We start from the raw sequence: 18357 nt of genomic DNA, 5'->3' as shown, positions 1-18357 counted from the left end.
TCTGGTTCTCGTTAATTGCAGAGCGGGAATTATACTATTGGCTACTATGCGCGGCGAAGTTCCCGTGACTTCGATGTGGCTATCTTGATGAGTGTGGTGGAGTGCCAGATGGGTGATGTAGTTAAATTCAAGAAACCGAAGCTGTCAGAAAAGCATCGCGGCAAGAGCCTTTGTAAGGATGGTCATCACAAGTGGCAGGTGGATAAGGCGCAGCAGTTTGATGTGAAGCAGGGTCGGTTGGTGACGCTGCTTCGTTGCGCGCGTTGTGGTGTAACACGCTCTAAGGCGCTATAACTCCATTTGTCCGTGGTAGCGATCCTCGTCAAATATTGGTTCCGGTTTGCCAATGCCGAAGCCCTGTGCAAAGTCGACCCCGATGTCGCGCAGGGTGTAGAAGATATCCTCATTCTCGACATACTCCGCGATAGTGCGAATTCCCATGACCTGACCGATCTTGTTAATCGCATCGACCATGGCGTGGTCGACCGGGTCGGTGACGATGTCCTTCACAAAACTACCGTCGATCTTCAGATAGTCGACCGGTAGATTCTTCAGGTAGGCGAATGAGGAGAGGCCGCTGCCGAAGTCATCGAGTGCGAAGTGACAGCCGATGGCGCGCATCTCCTTGATGAAATGAGTGGCGTTGGCCAGGTTGGCGATGGCAGCCGTTTCGGTGATCTCAAAGCTGATGTTCTGTGGTGGGATGTTGTGGTCACGCAGCTTCTGGTGGATATAACCGAGCAGAGAGGGGTCACCGATCGAGTTACCTGAGAGGTTGATTGCCAGGTATACGTAACCGTTGCTGACTCCCTCATCATGTTTCCTTTCGGAGAACTCAAAGAAAGAGCTAAAGGCGTTCTCGATAACCCAGCGGTCGATATCACCCATCAGGTCGTACCGTTCGGCGGCCGGGAGGAAAAAACCGGGTGGGATCAGCTTGCCCTCGCTGACCGCCACGGGGCGCCGTAGGCATAAATGGTCGCGTTAAGTTTTTGCTGTTTGCTTGGGCTTGGATGCCCAAAACAAACTTTCGCAAAAATAGCGACTCCCCGGCTTCATCAACCATTCTGACCAGTAGCTCATAGTGTGGCACCAGCCCATCTTCGATATTGACCGGTGTAATAACCTGTGAATAGAGGCGGAAGCGGTTTTCCTTGAGGGCCTGTGCGATACGCGAGGCCCACTGCATCTCGCTTTGGCGATTCTCAAGCTCGGTGTCGCCCTCGACATAGACGTGTACGCGGTTGCGCCCATTCTCTTTGGCGGCGTAACAGGCGATATCAGCGGCACTGAGCACCTTGGAGAGCCCCTGGCTCTCGTCGGTGATGGCGGTGAGCCCAATGCTGGCACCGATTTCGAAATATTTCCCCTCCCAGGCGAAGCGGTACTCTTTGACCGCCAGGCGCAGGTTGTCAGCTGTGCGGTGGGCGTGGTTGATGTCGCAGGCCTCTAGCAGAATGCCAAATTCATCACCGCCAAGGCGTGCAACGGTGTCGGCCTCGCGTACATACTTGGCGAAGATGTTGCTGAGCTGACGCAGCAGCTCATCACCGGCGATGTGGCCGCAGGTATCGTTGACGATCTTAAACTGGTCGAGATCGATATAGAGCAGCGCGTGCTCTTTGTGATCCTCGCGGGCGCTCAGTAACAGGTCGGTCAGTCGACGTTCAAACTCCTGACGATTGAACAATCCCGTGAGGCCGTCGTGGGAGGCCTGATGGGTGAGCTTGTTGCTTAATTCACGCTCATGGCTGACGTCGTGGAAGACCATTACCACGCCAATCACGTCACCACGTCGGTCGCGAATCGGTGCAGCTGAGTCCTCAATAGAGATCTCGCTGCTGTCACGACGAATCAGTGCGGTATGGTTGGCCAGACCCACAATGGCACCCTCACGAAGACACTTCTCAACCGGATTCTCAACCCGGCTGCGGGTGAATTCATTGACGATATTGAACACCTCGGTCACCGGTTTGCCGATCGCTTCACTGCTCTCCCAGCCGGTGAGGTTTTCAGCAATAGGGTTGAGGTAATCGATTGTGCCGAGGGCGTCAGTTGTAATAACCGCATCACCAATAGAGTGGAGAGTGACCTGAGCGCGCTCCTTCTCATCGTGGATCAGCTCCTCGGCAAGCTTGCGTTCGGTGATGTCCTGAACCAGTGAAGCGACACCGATTACTTCGCCCTGCTCATCGATCAGAGGTGTGTTGTACCAGTCGCAGCTGATGGTTCGACCATCCTTGGTCAGGTTCTCATTGGTGCTACTGAGGCCGCCGCGATTGTCGATCAGTTCAGCCCAGACGTTGTTGACGTGGTCTTTGGCCCAATCGGGCAGTATTAGCCCGGCCGCGTGTCTGCCAAACGCCTCATCGGCGGAGAAGCCGAAGATCTTCGCTGCTGCAGGGTTCCACTCGACGACCTCAAAGTCGCGATTCCACTCGATAACGGCTAATGGTGTGCGCAGGACATGCAGTGCCAATTTTTGCCGAGACTGGCGTAGCGCCTCCTCCATCTGTCTGCGACGGGTGGTATCGATGGCAACATGCACCATCCCCTCAAGAATGCCGCTATCGACTGGAGTGAGCGAGTAGAGGTGCCAGCGCGACTGCTCGTGGTTTTCGAGTTCAAGGTTGCTGACTGATTCACCCTTGGTGATCATGTCGCAAAGCGGGCAGGATTCACTGTTTTTTACAGTAGGGTGGAAGAGATCGTGGCAGTGGTGGTTGATGAGTGATTCAGCAGGCTGCCCCGCCATCTCGCAGGCAGCCTTATTAACCTGGTGGATATAGCCATGGCGATCGACAACGATGGTTGGGTCGGGTATCGCATCGTAGGTACTAGAGACGCGAGACATGACCTGAAACGGTTCGGTCAGGGTGGTGCGCACGATCGCGGCAAAAATGAACCAGAAGGAGAAGAGTTTGAAGATGTGTCCGACCAGGTTTGAGAGACCATAGACGCTGATATAGAAGGTGAAGGCGAGCTCGGCAAAGATGGTGAGGCTGATAGAGGCGAGCATCAGCTTGAGAATGAAAGGGTCGATCATGGTGCGCTTGGAGTAGGTGAAGCCGATCGCACCGAGCATGATGATCACGATGAGGTACTCACTATTGACCTTGAAGGGTGTCAGGCCGCTGCCATCAATAAATGCGTCGGGGAAGTGGCCGGCATTGATCAAGGCAAAGGTGGAAATTACAATCGCACCGAAGAGGGTAAAGAGTGGCAGCCGCACGACCGGTTTTTTCATGAATAGGGGTGCGCTAATTAGCAGGCATGCCTCAAAAAAACGTGTGATGACCCAGAGCTGGATGGAGAGGTTGGCTGAATCGATGGCCTGAAATCCCATGCCTTTGTAGTAGAGGGCGTGTGCCAGGTCGAGCATGGCGATCCAGAAATAACCGCAGCCGAGATACATCAGGAAGTGGTTGCGGGAGAATTCGTAGGTGTGCCAGACCACCACTGCCATGATAACGGCGACCATGATCGGGAAGAGTTCCGCCAGAGTATGGAACAGCAGGTAGTTGTGCAGACTGATGGCGTAGAGCAGCGCGGCGATCGCAATCGGTACCAACCAGCCGCGACCAGCGACCGAATTGAAAAGCAGACGGTTTGAAGAAGAAGTTTTCATATAATGCGCCCGCCCATGAGGCGATGACCCGCTATTTATTTTAATTATGATTAGATTAGTTACATTAACGTCTCTTCAAGCATAGCTCAATTGGACGAAGTGTGATTGTGGTCACAGTGCGGCGTTGTTGTCGCTAAGTTGCTGTATTGATTGACTGAATTGTGCGCAGAATTAGTGATTGCGTAGTGCGTTGTCTGTCTCTGTCTGATGGTGTTCGTCATGACAGTTGAGCGTCGATTTGATGGTGTTTCTTCGAGCGCGAGTAGTGTCCTATGAAGCGCCTCAAATCAGGGTGCTTGAATCGGGCATTGGCAAGATAGTTCGGTTATTATGACGCGCAACAGCCTGTCTATATAAAAAGAGTGAAATTGGGAAGGATGTCTGAGAAAAGCAGTAATACGGTTTGGCACAACGCAGCGGTGTCGCGTGAGATGCGCGCAGCGGTCAATGGGCATAAAAGCACTATCCTCTGGTTTACCGGCCTCTCAGGTTCGGGAAAGTCCACACTGGCGCACGCCATTGAAGAGCGGCTCTTCGAAATGGGTATGCGTACCTTCGTCTTTGATGGCGACAATGTTCGTCACGGCCTCTGTGGTGACCTCGGTTTTTCGGTAGATGATCGCAGTGAGAATATCCGCCGTATTGGTGAGATGTGTAAGCTCTTTCTCGAGGCGGGTGTGATATCGCTCACGGCTTTTATCTCCCCAATGCGCGAGGATCGTCACCGTGTACGCTCACTGGTACCACACGGCGATTTTCTTGAGATCTACTGCCGAGCTTCGGTCGATGTGTGTGAGTCGCGCGATGTTAAGGGGCTCTACAAGCGAGCACGTGCGGGTGAGATCGGTGACTTTACTGGCATCTCATCGCCCTATGAAGAGCCAGAGGCGGCAGAGCTGATTGTCGATACCGGGTCGCTTTCACTGGAAGATTCAGTCGATCAGGTGCTACAGCTACTGCTTCAGCGTGGTGTCATAACCGTCCCCGAGATGACGGATGGGGCAGATATGTCATAGGTGATCGGTAAAGCGGTCGCTTGTTAATAATTATTACTAGTCGGCACCGGAAGAAAGTTCTGGTTGCGATGGAAAAATGATGTTTGATATTGATGGTGTAAAGATAGGGATGGTGGGGCTTGGCTATGTCGGGCTTCCACTCGCGGTGGAGTTTGGCAAGCGTTGGCCGACCGTGGGATACGACACCAATAGTGTACGGATCGAAGAGCTGAAGAGTGGCCATGATGGCACCCTGGAGGTTGAACCAGAGCTTCTGGCTGCAGCTGAGCAACTTAGCTATTCAGATCAGCTCGATTCACTGCAGAGCTGTAACTTCTATGTCATCACCGTTCCCACGCCGATTGATGAGAGCAAGCAGCCAGACCTCTCGCCTTTGATCAGCGCCAGCCGCGCCATCGGCTCAGTGATATTGGCGGGAGATGTTGTCGTCTACGAATCGACCGTCTACCCGGGCGCAACCGAGGAGGTCTGCGTACCGATCCTCGAAGAGGTTTCCGGACTTCGCTTCAACTCCGATTTCTTTGTCGGCTATAGCCCGGAGCGTATCAATCCGGGTGACAAGGAGCATCGAGTTACCACCATCAAGAAGGTGACGTCTGGCTCGACGCCAGAGGTGGCGGCCTATGTTGATGCGGTCTACCGTGAAGTTATTGAGGCTGGCACCCATTTGGCACCCAGTGTGCGCGTTGCTGAGGCCGCCAAGGTGATCGAGAATACACAGCGCGACGTCAACATCGCGTTAATTAACGAGTTGGCCCTGATTTTCAATCGACTCGATATCGATACAGAGGCGGTGCTTGAGGCGGCGGGTACCAAATGGAACTTTCTACCATTTCGTCCGGGTCTGGTCGGTGGTCATTGCATCGGTGTTGATCCCTACTATCTGACCCACAAGGCGCAGGCGATCGGCTACCAGCCCGAGGTGATCCTCGCTGGGCGGCGAATCAACGACGGCATGGGTGCCTATGTGGCCAGCCAGGTGGTCAAGTTGATGATCCAGAACGGAGCGAGGGTGGCTGGCTCTCGGGTGTTGGTGCTTGGTTTTGCCTTCAAGGAGAATTGTCCTGATCTACGCAATACGCGAGTGGTCGACATTCTTGAAGAGTTACATAGCTACCGGATCGATATCGATCTCTATGATCCCTGGGTCAATCCGGACGAGGCTCGTCATGAATATGGCGTTGATCTGATCCAAACCCTGCCGACTGGTGGTGAGTACGATGCGGTGATCATCGCTGTTGCACATGATCAATTCTCCGAGCTAGGCATTGAAGGTATCAATGCGCTGGTCAAAGAGGATGGTGTGGTCTACGACGTGAAGTATCTGCTGCCTGCCAACGCAGTGACGGCGCGTCTTTAAATTATTAATTTTCTAAGCGGAGAGTAGTTGATGAAGGTCCTGATTACAGGTGCGGCGGGTTTTATCGGTTCACAACTGGCGATGCGCCTGCTGGAGCGTGGTGATGAGGTGATCGGTATCGATAACCTCAACGACTACTACGACGTTAATCTGAAAAAGGCACGGCTGGCTCGGATCGAGCCCTATGATCGTTTTACCTTTATCCACATGGATATCGCAGATCGTGAGGGCGTCGCTGCACTCTTTGAGAAAGAGAAACCAAACAAGGTAGTAAATCTCGCCGCGCAGGCGGGTGTGCGTTACTCAATCGAAAATCCACTCTCCTATGTCGATAGCAACATGGTTGGCTTTGCACACTTGCTTGAGGGGTGCCGACACAACGGTGTTGAACATTTCGTCTACGCCTCGTCGAGTTCGGTCTACGGCGCAAATACCAGCATGCCCTTCTCGGTGCACGATAATGTTGATCATCCGCTCTCACTCTATGCGGCCTCGAAAAAGGCCAATGAGTTGATGGCACATACCTATAGCCACCTCTACAACCTGCCAACCACCGGGCTGCGCTTTTTCACGGTATATGGTCCTTGGGGTCGTCCCGATATGGCGCTGTTCAAGTTCACCAAGGCGATCCTCGCAGGCGAGCCGATCGATGTCTTCAACTACGGCAAGCACCGTCGCGACTTTACCTATATTGACGATATCGTTGAGGGTGTCATACGAACCCTTGATCGTGTTGCAGAACCGAATCCGGAGTGGTCAGGTGAGAAGCCGGATCCGGGTAGCAGTATGGCGCCGTGGCGTGTCTACAACATCGGCAACAATGAGCCAGTGGAGCTTCTGCACTACATTAAGGTGTTGGAGGATTGTCTCGGTAAAAAAGCAGAGATGAATATGCTGCCACTACAGCCGGGCGATGTGCCAGATACCTATGCCAATGTTGAAGACCTGGTGCGTGATGTCGACTATAAACCGGCCACCAGTGTTGAGACCGGTGTGGCCAATTTCGTTGAGTGGTACAACGATTATTTCAAGGTCTAGTCGTTTAGTTAGTCTGCCGATTAATCTAGGGATGTGACAGGTAGAGGGTATGCAGCAGCGATTAATTAAAGCATTTTCAATATTTCTAATATCGACAGGTCTCCCATTTATTCCGGCCTCCGCGAATGCGGCTGGAATCACCACTGACCAGCTTGAACAGCTGGGCAAGATGCTGCCGAATGATCGCAAGCAGCTGCTGGAGTCGGTCGGTGCAACGCCGAGTGCAGAGAAGAATGTCCCGCCCTTTCCCACGCTGGTCCTGCCTGAAGGTGAGTATCAGCAGGTGGATGATCTTGATCAAGAGATAGAGGAGAGGCTCGAGCGCGGGGATACCGTAATTGTTACGGTTGAAGAGATCGATGATGAACAACTGAAGCGTTATCTCGAGTCACAGCAGGAAGATAGTCGTGATGCGAGGGTGCCAGAACGTGAAGCGCCGCGCTACAAGCAGCAACTCCAGGAGGAGGAGCAGAGTCGGCTCGAGAAGATTTTTGAGAAGCGTGAGTCTAAACAGCTCCCCTACATGGGGCGTAACCTCTACCGTGTCGACGATCAGGGTTCTATTCGCATGCCGATTATTGGCCAGGTGGGAATGGCTGGTCTTAATGAGTCGCAAGCAGCGGTCAGACTCGGTGCAGAGCCACTACTAAAGGATTACTACATCAAAGTTGAGCGACTACCGGTCGAGAAGAGTGGAAAGGAAGCGTTAAAGCCGTATGGCTACGACCTCTTCGAGGGGGTGCCAACTACCTTTGCGCCAGCTACCGATGTGCCGGTACCGCATGACTATGTGATTGGGCCAGGTGACGTGATTCAACTACAACTCTTTGGCAAGGAGAACGAAGAGTACGAATTAGCGGTTAAAAGAAACGGTACGGTTGCTATTCCTAAAATCGGACCGGTTTCAGTGGCGGGACTGGGTTTCGAACAGCTGGAAAAAAAGATCCACCGCATGATCAAAAAGCAGTTCATTGGTGTTCGCGCCAATGTCACCATGGGTGAGTTGAGGTCGATTCGGATATTTGTGCTCGGAGAGGTCAATAAGCCAGGTAGCTATACTGTCAGCGCACTCTCAACCCTAACCAACGCGCTCTTCTTCAGTGGTGGTGTGCGGGAGATCGGTTCGCTACGCAACATAGAGTTGAAACGAGGTGGCAAGATCGTTTCCAAACTGGATCTCTACGACTTTTTAATGCGAGGTGATACCAGCGGTGATATTCGTCTCTTCCAGGGCGATGTGATATTCGTGCCCACAGTGGTTGCCACAGCCTCTATCGATGGTGAGGTGAGGCGCCCCGCAGTCTATGAGTTGAAGGGACAGCAGAGCCTCGGAGAGCTGGTCGCCATGGCAGGCGGTTTGAAGGCCGATGCCGACCGTAGCGCCATCCAACTCGAGCGCGTAGGGGGTGGTGGTAACAAGAGTCTGACCGACCTGGATATGATGAGCGAGGTTACCGCCAGCTATGCCCTTCAGCAGGGTGATCGAGTGACTATTTTCCCCGTCAGCAAACCGATGGAACAGGTGGTTAAGTTAAGTGGCTATGCCTACCGAACAGGCAGCTACCAATGGCGAGAGGGAATGCGTCTGGTCGACCTGATACCCTCAACTGATCTGCTCCGGCAGCAGGCGGATCTCGACTATGTACTGATCGGACGCGAGGAGGGTATCGACCGACGGCTGAAAATCATCTCCACCACACTCAGAGACGCATTGAATTCACCTGAGTCCGATGCGAACGTGCTGCTCAAGCCGCAGGACGAGATCGTTATCCTAAGTCTGGCAAATGACGGATCGAGGCAGAAGATGGTGCTGCCCTACCTGGAGCGTGTTGAGCAGCGTGCCTGGAGTGATCAGAGTGTCAGCTGGGTAGAGATTAATGGTGCAGTACGAGGAGCAGGCAGATATCCGTTCGAGGCCGGTATGCGTGTCAATGACGCGATACGCGCAGCAGGAAAGTTGAATGAGAAGGCCTATCGGCTTTCGGCAGAGATCACGCGTGTGATCAGGAGTGATGACGGCATTAATCGTGTTGTCCATCTAACTGTGAATCTGCAGGAGGCGTTGTCAGGGGTGACGGCAAAGAACTTAGAGCTCCATCCCTTCGATACGATCCACTTCAGAGAGATCCCGGAGTGGAGCAGAACACGGATGGTTAATGTTCAGGGCGAGGTGCGTTTCCCAGGTGAGTACAAGATTATTGCTGGCGAGAAGCTTAGTTCATTAATCAAGAGAATCGGCGGTCTTACCGAGAGCGCCTACCCAAAGGCGGTTGTCTTCCTGCGGGAAGAGTTGAGAGAGCGTGAGCAGCAAGAGCTCAATCGGCTTGCGACACAACTGGAGTCGGATATCGCATCGTCGGCATTGAGTGATAACAACGCGCGCGGCGGAAATGATGTCGAGATTGCAAAGCAGCTGGCAGAGCAGCTGCGTAGCACCAAGGCAGTAGGCCGGCTGGTGATTAATGTTCCAAGATTGCTCATCGACATGGAAGAGGGGCGCGCGAGTGAATTCGATGTGGTGCTGAAAAATGGTGACCGCATCTTTGTGCCGGAACAGATGCAGGAGGTCTCGATTATGGGAGAGGTCTTCCATCCCAGTACCCTGTTGTTTAGGAATAATAAGAATAGAGATGACTACATTGATGCCAGTGGTGGTGTTACACCAAAGGCCGACGATGAACATATCTATATTGTAAAGGCGGATGGCTCAGTAAGTCTGGGTAGAAACAGCTGGTTCGAAGTGACTTCAGAAGCCTCGATAGAACCAGGCGATACGATCGTAGTTCCACTCGATGTAGAACGCATCAGAACCCTTACGTTGTGGGTTGAGGTCAGTAAGATCCTGGCTCAGATCGGCGTGGCAGCAGCAAGTTGGCACAATATTGGAATCTTCTGATCCCTTTGAAAACAGGAAGGAACTGAGATTGGTTTGTAAGTTAAGGCGTACCCAAGACAGCTACACTTGTCTATTAATAGAGCCATACTAAAAACATGTCAGATAAAGAGCAGAATCCTGAAGAGGAGGCAGTGGAGAAGAGGGCTGTGAAAAAGGAGCAGCCCGTTTATGTGGTTCAGGCGGCGCAGAGTCACGAGCCAGAACTAGATTTGCTTGGTCTTCTATCGGTTTTCTGGGCATGGAAATGGTTTATTCTGCTTGTAACACTCCTTTTCGGTGGGGGTGCAGCCTACTACGCATACAGTCTTCCAAACTACTACAAAGCGACGGCAACACTGGCACCGCTTGATCAGCAGGGGAGTGGCCTGGCGGCGCTTTCGGGCCAACTGGGCGGATTGGCAAAACTTGCAGGTGTGCGCGTTAAAGGTCAGGCAGATCCCACAGATAGAATTATTGCAAAAATTGAATCGAGAGCATTCATTGAAGCCTTTATAAAAGGTGAGGGGTTGATGCCAGAGCTTTTTAAGGCGCAGTGGGACGAGAAAAATAAGAGTTGGAATCCACCTGCAGAGACATTCTTGCAGAGGATGAAAAGAGTATTTAATAAAGTTGATCTTGTTGAAGAACCGACATTAGCGATGGGATATAAGAGGTTTGTAGGCGGAAAGCTCAATATTAGTAAAAACAAGAAAAACGGGATGATCAACCTTTCGGTTGTTGATAGGGATCCGGCTCGTGCGGCTCAATGGGCTAATAAACTTGTTGCGAGAATCAATAAGCAGACAAAAGATGATGAAATTCGAGAGATAAAGAGGCACGTGAAGTATCTTGAGCACCAACTTTTAATTACGGAGGTGCTGGAAATTAAAGAGGTATTTTTCTCGCTGTTAACAGAGCAAAATAAGAAATTAATGCTTTCAAATTCGAAAAAGTTTTATGCATTTGAGGTTATTGATTCAGCAATTGAGACGACCTCGCCCTTTAAGCCAAAAAGATTGCTGATAGTTGCATTTGGTCTTGTCGCAGGTTTGTTGTTGTCGCTATTAATTTCCTTCCTGGTAAGTGTGGGCAGGAAAAAGCATGTCGAATAAGAAAATAGACTTTATTCCAGAGTGTTTGCATTTTATCCAAGATGCTTCATTCCTGTTTTAGTAAATCTGTCCCGATGAAAAATCCAATTCGCGATCTTCCACACTACTTAAAGATCTTCCAGACATATCTTGGTCGGCGGATGTACTATGTCTTCGCCCTTTCTCTGCTAGCAGGGCTGGCTGAAGGTGTGGGGATCTTGATGTTTCTGCCGTTGTTGCAGTCGCTGGATTCTGGTTCGTCGAGTGCTACGGGTGAAATGAGCATGGCGTCAGAGGGGGTTTCTGCACACGTGCATGATCTTTTTTCGCTGCTGGGCATACATGACTCCACCGTAGGGGTGTTGATCATTATTACTCTGGCATTCCTATTTAAGGGCGCGCTCACTTTTGGTGCGCTTGGATTTAGTGCCTATCTACGTGGTCAGCTACTACGTGAACTAAAAGGACGATTATTCGATCACTACAGCAATATGACCTACGGCTACTACAGTAGCCGAGACACTGGGTACTTCATTAATCTGATCAACGAACAGATCACACGCGCATTGCAGTCCTTTAACAGTACCGCACAGCTTGGTACCCAATCTGTCAATGCGCTGGTCTACCTTGCGCTGGCCTTCGTCGTCGCATGGCGTTTCGGCCTTATGGCACTGGGTGTAGGGATTCTTCTAGTAGTTTTGTTTAGGAAGCTTAACGGTTACGTTCGTAACCTCTCGAGGAAAACGGCTTCCGAAAACGGACATCTTGCCAAGCTGTTAATACAGGCATTACATGCGTTCAAATATCTGACTGCGACCGATCAGACCGCCGGGCTCAGACGAAGTATTACAGTCTCTATCCATCAGCTCACCGGATATCAAATGCGCACTGGCATCGCTGCAGGTTTCACCCAAGCCGCTCGTGAGCCAATTGCAGTTGTCTTCATTATGCTGATCGTTCTGATACAGATCGAGTTATTAAAGCAGCCACTCGCACCGATTCTGGTCTCTATCCTGCTTTTCTATCGAGGCCTTAATGCAATGCTAAGTATTCAGAGCTACTGGCAAGGTGCGCTGGAGCAGATTGGCAGTATGGAGTTGGTGCATCAAGAGTTTACCAAGCAGCGTCAGTATCAGGGTCGAGATGGGCCACATGTACTTGGTGCTCTAGACAAGGCGATCCGCCTGGATGACCTTCATTTCCGCTACGATCAGCAGCTGGATGATGTCATCAAAGGAGTTAATCTGGAAATCCCAGTGCGTACTACGGTAGCACTGGTTGGTGAGTCAGGTGCGGGAAAATCGACACTGGTGGATCTAATAACATTAATGCACAACCCGAACAGTGGGCAGGTATTAATCGATGGTTTCCCAGGCGAAAATATAAATCTATCGAGCTGGCGTCAACAGATTGGTTATGTATCGCAAGAGACTGTGGTTTTTGACGATACGATTGCGAACAATATATGCATGTGGGCAGATGATTCGGAGCAAGGTGTACAGCTCGACGATCGCATCCGAGAAGCAGCTCGGCAAGCGCATATCGCGCACTTTATCGAAAGTTTGCCTGATGGATATCAGACGCTTGTAGGTGATCGTGGGCTACGTCTCTCAGGTGGCCAGCGCCAGCGCTTATTCATAGCACGCGAACTCTACCGCAAACCTAATTTGCTGATATTGGATGAAGCGACTAGTGCGCTGGATTCCGAATCAGAGCGCGCCATCCAGAAAAGTATCGACGAACTTAAGGGGCATATCACCGTCATTATAATTGCTCATCGCCTGTCTACCATAAGAAATGTTGATAAGGTTTATGTGTTCGAACAGGGGCAGTTGGTTGAGGAGGGGGGGTACGAGAAACTGCGCGATACAAAGGATTCTCGTTTTGGTCGTCTGGTTGCAATGCAGGCGTTGTAATGCTCGGTTAACTGCTAAGTTGAATAACAATAACCAGCTAATCTCAAGCCATGTAAAACCACGCTTTTAGTAGATAGCACCACTGACAGGCAAAATTATCTAGTGACTCAAAAAGAGAAACCAATTTACGTTACCGAGCCCAACCTCCCACCACTGGATGAGCTAATTCCTTATCTTGAGCAGATTTGGAAAAACAAGCACTTAACTAATGGTGGACCGTTTCATCAACAGCTAGAAGACGCATTGTGTGACTATCTTGATGTTCCATATATTTCACTGTTTACAAATGGAACCATTGCGCTAATAACAGCTCTCAAGGCGCTAGGTGTTAGTGGTGAAGTCATCACTACACCGTACTCCTTTGTTGCAACATCACACTCACTGCTGTGGAATGACATCACACCGGTATTTGTCGATATCGATCCGGTGACACTCAATCTTGATCCTGACAAAATTGATGAAGCGATCACTTCACGAACTACGGCAATCATGCCGGTGCATGTGTATGGGCAGCCCTGTGAAGTCGAGGCAATTGATAAAATCGCTAAGCAGAACAACCTAAAGGTAATCTATGATGCTGCGCATGCCTTTGGCGTCAAGAATCATGACGTTGGGATTCTCAACTATGGTGATCTTTCGGTGCTCAGTTTTCACGCTACCAAAGTCTTCAACACCTTTGAAGGTGGTGCAATTGTCAGTCCCGACGAAGAGACTAAGTACTATATAGATCAACTTAAAAACTTTGGTTTTGTAAATGAAACCACTGTCGTCGAAACTGGTATAAACGGTAAGATGAACGAGTTTTCTGCCGCAGTCGGCCTGTTACAGCTTCAGTATATAGATGAGGCAATTGAAAAACGTAAAGCGATTGATGTGACCTATCGAGAAGGATTGAAAAACATAGCCGGAATTCGATGTCATTCACAGGCAGAGAAATGGCAGAGTAATTACAGTTATTTTCCGATCTTTGTGGAAGATAAATATCCACTAAGTCGCGATGACCTTTATGAGAAACTTAAGACAAACGGGATCAATGCGCGGAGGTATTTTTATCCATTGATTACGGAGTTTCCGATGTATCAAGAATTGGCTTCGATACAAGTGAACAACGTCAAGGTGGCTGAAGATGTGGCAGCAAACGTAATTTGTCTACCGATTTATCCGGAATTGTCAAAGCAAGATATTCTATCAGTGCTTGAACATATTTGTGTGGCGCCATGAAGCTGGGGATTATGCAGCCCTATTTATTTCCGTATATTGGCTATTTTCAGCTAATCCATGCAGTAGATACTTTTGTTGTTTTCGATGATGTAAATTTTATCAAGGGCGGATGGATTAATCGTAATTTGATCCTAGCGAGAACTCATAAACAACTTATAACACTGCCATTACACGGTGCAAGTTCAAGCAAGTTAATTAATGAGATTAATGTAGATAAGAAACATAAGATGCTGAAGAGTATCAGGCAGAATTACAGCAAAGCTCCATATTTCGAAGTCGTTTATGATCTTCTCGAAGAGATCATCACGAATCAAGAAAATAACCTCGCTCGTTACCTTGAGTACGGGTTAAATAAAATATGCGAATATCTGGCTCTTGATCCAGAATGGTATATTTCGTCAAAATTACAAAAAGACAATGGACTTCGTGGCCAAGCCAAAGTTCTTGCTATTTGTGAGGAGCTGGGTGCAACGCACTACATTAACCTGCCAGGCGGAAAATTACTTTACGAAGATGCAGTATTCGCCGATCGAGGTTTACAGCTCTCATTTATTCAGCCAAGAGAGGTGCGTTATAAGCAGTTCTCAAAAGAGTTCATCCCCAATCTATCCATCATCGACATTATTATGTTCAATAATAAAGAGCAATGCGAAAAAATCCTGGAGGCATATGATCTTGTCTGATGGAAAGGCATCGCATATAGGTGGCTACTTTGAATTGGAGCTCCCTTCAAGGAGGGAATTACCTCACGCTAATTTGAAAAGCTATCAGTCAGCTAGAGCAGCGTTTCTAGCATTGCTCCGTGCTGGGAGACCCAAAAAGGTATGGATGCCAAAATATATATGTAATGCAATGTTACAACCATTGAATGTTGCGGGCATAGAAATTGTTTGGTACGACTTAACAGAAGAATTGGAGGTGGGCCCTGATGTAAAGATTGGTACAGATGATTGGCTTTTATATGTGAATTACTTTGGAGTGTGTGGCGAAAAGGTTGAGTCTTTGCTGAAACGATTAGATGCTGAGCAGGTTATACTTGACTATTCTCAGGCATTCTTTAGTTCTCCACACAAACAGGCTCTGGCTACTATTTATTCACCAAGAAAATTCTTCGGGATTCCAGATGGTGGATTACTTTATAGTCAGATACCAGTGCCCAACTTAAAAGTGACAGACACCACTTCATTTTCTCGTATGGATCACCTTATACAGCGTTTGGGGGGGGCTCCCGAATCAGGCTATGCTTCCTACCAACATGCGGAAGCAACCCTGAGTGACTGTGAACCAAGAGGAATGTCGGAACTGAGTAGTCGTATTCTTGCCTCAATCGATTTTTCATCCGTTCTGGTAAGACGCAAAGCAAATTTCCATATACTTCATGCAGAACTAGGTTGTGATAATCGATTGTTATCCGGAATGAATAGAGATGAAGTTCCTTTGTGTTATCCGTTGATTTCACAAGATGGAGATATCCGTAGCCGTCTCATAAGTAATCAAATCTTTGTTGCAACATACTGGATCGATGCCCTGGAGAGATTGGGGGAGGATTGGGCAAACGGTATGATAAGAAGCATGCTGCCTTTACCCTTGGATCAAAGATATCGAGATTCGGATATGAAAAGAGTGTTAGCTGTAGTACTAGGTAAAAAATGAAAAAAAAAGAAAATATAGCAGCATGGAGAACTACGTCTTTCACAAGAAATACGGACTTGGAAGTCTTATTAAGTGATATCAATTCGACGCTATGGCTTTCGGAGAAGAAATTATTAGGGGATCAGGGGGCAGCGCAGTATCCATTGATTCTCGTAATGGGCCCAATGCGTAGTGGAACCACCCTGTTGATGCAGTGGCTTGCTGCTACTGGACTCGTTGCCTATCCAACCAATTTGCTATCACGTTTCTATCACGCTCCCATTATCGGGGCCAAGATACAATGCTTGCTGACGGACCCACGTTATAATTTTCGTGATGAATTGGGCGAATTCATTCAACAGTCTGAGTTCAAGTCAGAGAATGGCAAGACCAAAGGGGTGCTTGCGCCAAATGAATTCTGGTATTTCTGGCGGCGTTTTCTATCAAATTCTCGACGTGATGTATGGTCTAACGAGGAGCTGAGGCAAAGTATGGATACCGCAACTCTGAAATCAGAGTTGAGTGGAATTATGAATGTTTTTCAGAAGCCGTTTGCAGCGAAAGGGATGCTTTTTAACTATAATATAGACTTTCTTAATTCTATCTTTGATAAAATCTTGTTTGTCCATTTAAAGCGTGATTTGGCTACCAATGCTACTTCCGTACTGGCAGCACGAAAGCGACAGCTTGGTAGTGAAAATGAATGGTACTCATTTGATATACCCGAGAAAGAAGAGTTAATGAAACTGCCCCCTTTTGAGCAGGTAGTGAATCAGATACAGGCAATTAATAAGGCTGTTGAAATTGGTCTAAGGGGTGTTGATGAATCAAGGAAATTGATAGTGGAGTACGAAGATTTCTGCCAATCGCCAGAAAAATATTTTAAGGAATTAATAAGAAAAGTAGGATTGGTCGATGCTGCTTACCTCGGCCCAGATAAGTTTGATATCCAGCGCTCTGATTAAAATTCGACTCCTGGACAAGTTTGACTGTAGTTGTTTGGGCGAAATATATGTTTCGACTACTGTGGCAATAAGGAGATTATGATAAGTGAATAAGGTGGTTCTATTCGGTGTTACACAGTTTTCAAGTCTAGCTTGGTATGCGCTGAAACACGACAGTCCATATGATGTCGTCGGCTTTACGGTGGATCGCTCGTATTATCACGAGGAGTTCCATGAGGATTTGCCAGTGGCGCCCTTTGAAGATATCCAGGATGTTTATGCACCTGACAGTGTGTCGATGCTACTTCCGCTTGGATTTCACTCTATCAATGGACTGCGAAGGAAGAGATACGAGCAGGCTCTGGCCCAAGGCTATCTTATGACAAACTATGTCTCTAGTAGGGCGATCACCTGGCCTAGTTTAAATGTACAGAAAAACTGTCTGATCTATGAGGGTGCAGTGGTGCAGCCCTTTTCCCGAGTTGGCCAGAACGTAATTATTCGCAGCAACGCCCACATTTCCCATCATTGCGAGATCGGAGATCATGTATTCATAGCAGCAGGCGTAACACTAGGGGGCAATGTAGTAATCGGTGAGCAGTCTTTTGTTGGCTTGGGTGCTGTGGTTCGGGACGGTGTGACGATAGCAGAGCGGTGTTTTATTGGTGCGGGTGCAGTGGTGATTACCGATACTGAAGCAGATGGTGTGTACGTAGGGAATCCTGCAAGGAAGATTAAGCGTACCTCACTTGAGGTTACTACGGGTTTATTACGGGGATCTGATGAACAAAGTGGTCATAAATTTCACACCCACAGGTATGTTACCCACAAAGGCAATGACACCACATGTCCCTTTGGGAGCAAATGAGATCATTGAGGATGTACATCGTGCTCACGAGATTGGTATCACGATGGTCCACCTGCATGCACGTGATGAACCTACCTGGAGAGCTGAACAGTATGCTCGCATCATTGAAGGTATTCGTGATTTTGCGCCAGAGCTGATTCTTTGCGTATCTCTCAGTGGACGAAATCATAATTCACTTGAACGGCGCAGTGAGGTGCTGCAACTTGACGCTATGCATAAACCAGATATGGGAAGCCTTACACTTAGTTCACTTAACTTCAATCGTCAGGCTAATGTGAACGAACCCGATATGATTAAAGCATTGGCCTCGGCGATGTTTGAGCGTGGCATTATGCCTGAATTGGAGGTGTTTGATGCTGGTATGATCAACTATGCACGGTATCTGGAGCGAAAGGGCTATCTTCAGCCGCCACACTACTTCAATCTGATTGTTGGTAACGTTGCCTGCGCACAGGCGGATCTGCTACATGTTGGAGTGATGATAAATGATCTTCCATCAGAGGCTTTTTGGAGTATAGGTGGATTGGTGGTACACAGCTACAAATGAATATGCTTGGTATCGCCATGGGTGGTGGAGTGAGGGTTGGACTGGAAGATAATATCTGGTTTGACACTCAACGTAGCAGCCTTGCTACTAATTTCGATTGTCTGCAGCGTATTCATCGGATAATTGATGCCGCAGGGAATAAGATAGTGTCGTCAGGTGAAATGCGTGTAAACCTCAATCTTCTTCCTGGATATGGGGAGTATGGCCGATAGTATGCATAT

Annotated in this window: 14 protein-coding genes and 1 pseudogene; 13 read left to right on the top strand and 2 right to left on the bottom strand. The window is 49.0% G+C overall.

Annotated features, from left to right (window positions below; all coding sequences use genetic code 11):
* Positions 1–108: 108 nt before the first annotated feature.
* On the top strand, positions 109–294 hold the full coding sequence (locus BOW52_RS07895; protein WP_078483570.1) for a hypothetical protein: 186 nt from the start codon (positions 109–111) through the stop codon (positions 292–294).
* Here BOW52_RS07895 and BOW52_RS07890 read toward each other — a convergent pair.
* Positions 289–957: an EAL domain-containing protein gene (locus tag BOW52_RS07890; protein WP_078483547.1), complete on the bottom strand. Its 669-nt coding sequence runs from the start codon at positions 955–957 to the stop codon at positions 289–291. The genes BOW52_RS07895 and BOW52_RS07890 overlap by 6 nt on opposite strands.
* Complete coding sequence (locus BOW52_RS07885; protein WP_078483546.1) at positions 881–3628, bottom strand: MASE3 domain-containing protein; 2748 nt, start codon at positions 3626–3628, stop codon at positions 881–883. The genes BOW52_RS07890 and BOW52_RS07885 overlap by 77 nt, the downstream gene beginning before the upstream one ends.
* A gap of 377 nt (positions 3629–4005) precedes the next feature.
* Here BOW52_RS07885 and cysC point away from each other — a divergent pair, with 377 nt between their 5' ends.
* From cysC to BOW52_RS07825, 12 genes and pseudogenes are all read left to right on the top strand, one after another.
* The gene (gene cysC, locus BOW52_RS07880; protein ID WP_078483545.1) at positions 4006–4644 is read left to right on the top strand and encodes an adenylyl-sulfate kinase; all 639 of its coding nucleotides are present in this window, start codon (positions 4006–4008) and stop codon (positions 4642–4644) included.
* 79 nt (positions 4645–4723) lie between these two features.
* Entirely contained in the window at positions 4724–6004 is a 1281-nt protein-coding gene (tviB, locus tag BOW52_RS07875; RefSeq protein ID WP_078483569.1) for a Vi polysaccharide biosynthesis UDP-N-acetylglucosamine C-6 dehydrogenase TviB, read from the top strand.
* Between the two features lie 30 nt (positions 6005–6034).
* Positions 6035–7042 carry an NAD-dependent epimerase gene (locus BOW52_RS07870; RefSeq protein ID WP_078483544.1) on the top strand — a complete coding sequence of 336 codons (1008 nt, stop codon included), beginning with the start codon at positions 6035–6037 and terminating at the stop codon, positions 7040–7042.
* Between the two features lie 169 nt (positions 7043–7211).
* The gene (locus tag BOW52_RS07865; protein ID WP_172840244.1) at positions 7212–9938 is read left to right on the top strand and encodes an SLBB domain-containing protein; all 2727 of its coding nucleotides are present in this window, start codon (positions 7212–7214) and stop codon (positions 9936–9938) included.
* 95 nt (positions 9939–10033) lie between these two features.
* Positions 10034–11029 (top strand): Wzz/FepE/Etk N-terminal domain-containing protein, encoded by a 996-nt coding sequence (locus tag BOW52_RS07860; RefSeq protein ID WP_078483542.1) that lies wholly within the window; start codon positions 10034–10036, stop codon positions 11027–11029.
* 74 nt (positions 11030–11103) lie between these two features.
* Positions 11104–12924: an ABC transporter ATP-binding protein gene (locus tag BOW52_RS07855; protein WP_078483541.1), complete on the top strand. Its 1821-nt coding sequence runs from the start codon at positions 11104–11106 to the stop codon at positions 12922–12924.
* Positions 12925–13026: 102 nt separating this feature from the next.
* Positions 13027–14145, top strand: a complete 1119-nt coding sequence (locus tag BOW52_RS07850) for a DegT/DnrJ/EryC1/StrS family aminotransferase (RefSeq protein ID WP_078483540.1) — start codon at positions 13027–13029, stop codon at positions 14143–14145.
* Positions 14142–14828 (top strand): WbqC family protein, encoded by a 687-nt coding sequence (locus BOW52_RS07845; RefSeq protein WP_078483539.1) that lies wholly within the window; start codon positions 14142–14144, stop codon positions 14826–14828. The genes BOW52_RS07850 and BOW52_RS07845 overlap by 4 nt, the downstream gene beginning before the upstream one ends.
* Positions 14815–15798 (top strand): hypothetical protein, encoded by a 984-nt coding sequence (locus BOW52_RS07840; RefSeq protein ID WP_078483538.1) that lies wholly within the window; start codon positions 14815–14817, stop codon positions 15796–15798. Before BOW52_RS07845 ends, BOW52_RS07840 begins: the two co-directional genes overlap by 14 nt.
* Complete coding sequence (locus BOW52_RS07835; RefSeq protein ID WP_078483537.1) at positions 15795–16742, top strand: sulfotransferase; 948 nt, start codon at positions 15795–15797, stop codon at positions 16740–16742. Before BOW52_RS07840 ends, BOW52_RS07835 begins: the two co-directional genes overlap by 4 nt.
* A gap of 85 nt (positions 16743–16827) precedes the next feature.
* Positions 16828–17589: an acetyltransferase gene (locus BOW52_RS07830; protein WP_078483536.1), complete on the top strand. Its 762-nt coding sequence runs from the start codon at positions 16828–16830 to the stop codon at positions 17587–17589.
* A pseudogene (locus tag BOW52_RS07825) lies at positions 17504–18348 on the top strand (3-keto-5-aminohexanoate cleavage protein). Before BOW52_RS07830 ends, BOW52_RS07825 begins: the two are co-directional and overlap by 86 nt.
* The last annotated feature ends 9 nt before the right edge of the window (positions 18349–18357 follow it).

Origin of the sequence: Solemya pervernicosa gill symbiont, assembly GCF_002020875.1 — a bacterium.
Lineage (GTDB): Bacteria > Pseudomonadota > Gammaproteobacteria.
The sequence above is the reverse complement of the archived record's forward strand: the minus strand, read 5'-3'. Positions and strand labels throughout refer to the sequence as shown.

Bases quoted from the DNA above. Each gene is read 5' to 3' on its own strand.
- BOW52_RS07895 (WP_078483570.1), top strand. From the start codon at position 109: ATGGGTGATGTAGTTAAATTCAAGAAACCGAAGCTGTCAGAAAAGCAT.
- BOW52_RS07885 (WP_078483546.1), bottom strand. From the start codon at position 3,628: ATGAAAACTTCTTCTTCAAACCGTCTGCTTTTCAATTCGGTCGCTGGT.
- cysC (WP_078483545.1), top strand. From the start codon at position 4,006: ATGTCTGAGAAAAGCAGTAATACGGTTTGGCACAACGCAGCGGTGTCG.
- tviB (WP_078483569.1), top strand. From the start codon at position 4,724: ATGTTTGATATTGATGGTGTAAAGATAGGGATGGTGGGGCTTGGCTAT.
- BOW52_RS07870 (WP_078483544.1), top strand. From the start codon at position 6,035: ATGAAGGTCCTGATTACAGGTGCGGCGGGTTTTATCGGTTCACAACTG.
- BOW52_RS07865 (WP_172840244.1), top strand. From the start codon at position 7,212: ATGCTGCCGAATGATCGCAAGCAGCTGCTGGAGTCGGTCGGTGCAACG.
- BOW52_RS07860 (WP_078483542.1), top strand. From the start codon at position 10,034: ATGTCAGATAAAGAGCAGAATCCTGAAGAGGAGGCAGTGGAGAAGAGG.
- BOW52_RS07855 (WP_078483541.1), top strand. From the start codon at position 11,104: ATGAAAAATCCAATTCGCGATCTTCCACACTACTTAAAGATCTTCCAG.
- BOW52_RS07845 (WP_078483539.1), top strand. From the start codon at position 14,142: ATGAAGCTGGGGATTATGCAGCCCTATTTATTTCCGTATATTGGCTAT.
- BOW52_RS07840 (WP_078483538.1), top strand. From the start codon at position 14,815: ATGATCTTGTCTGATGGAAAGGCATCGCATATAGGTGGCTACTTTGAA.
- BOW52_RS07835 (WP_078483537.1), top strand. From the start codon at position 15,795: ATGAAAAAAAAAGAAAATATAGCAGCATGGAGAACTACGTCTTTCACA.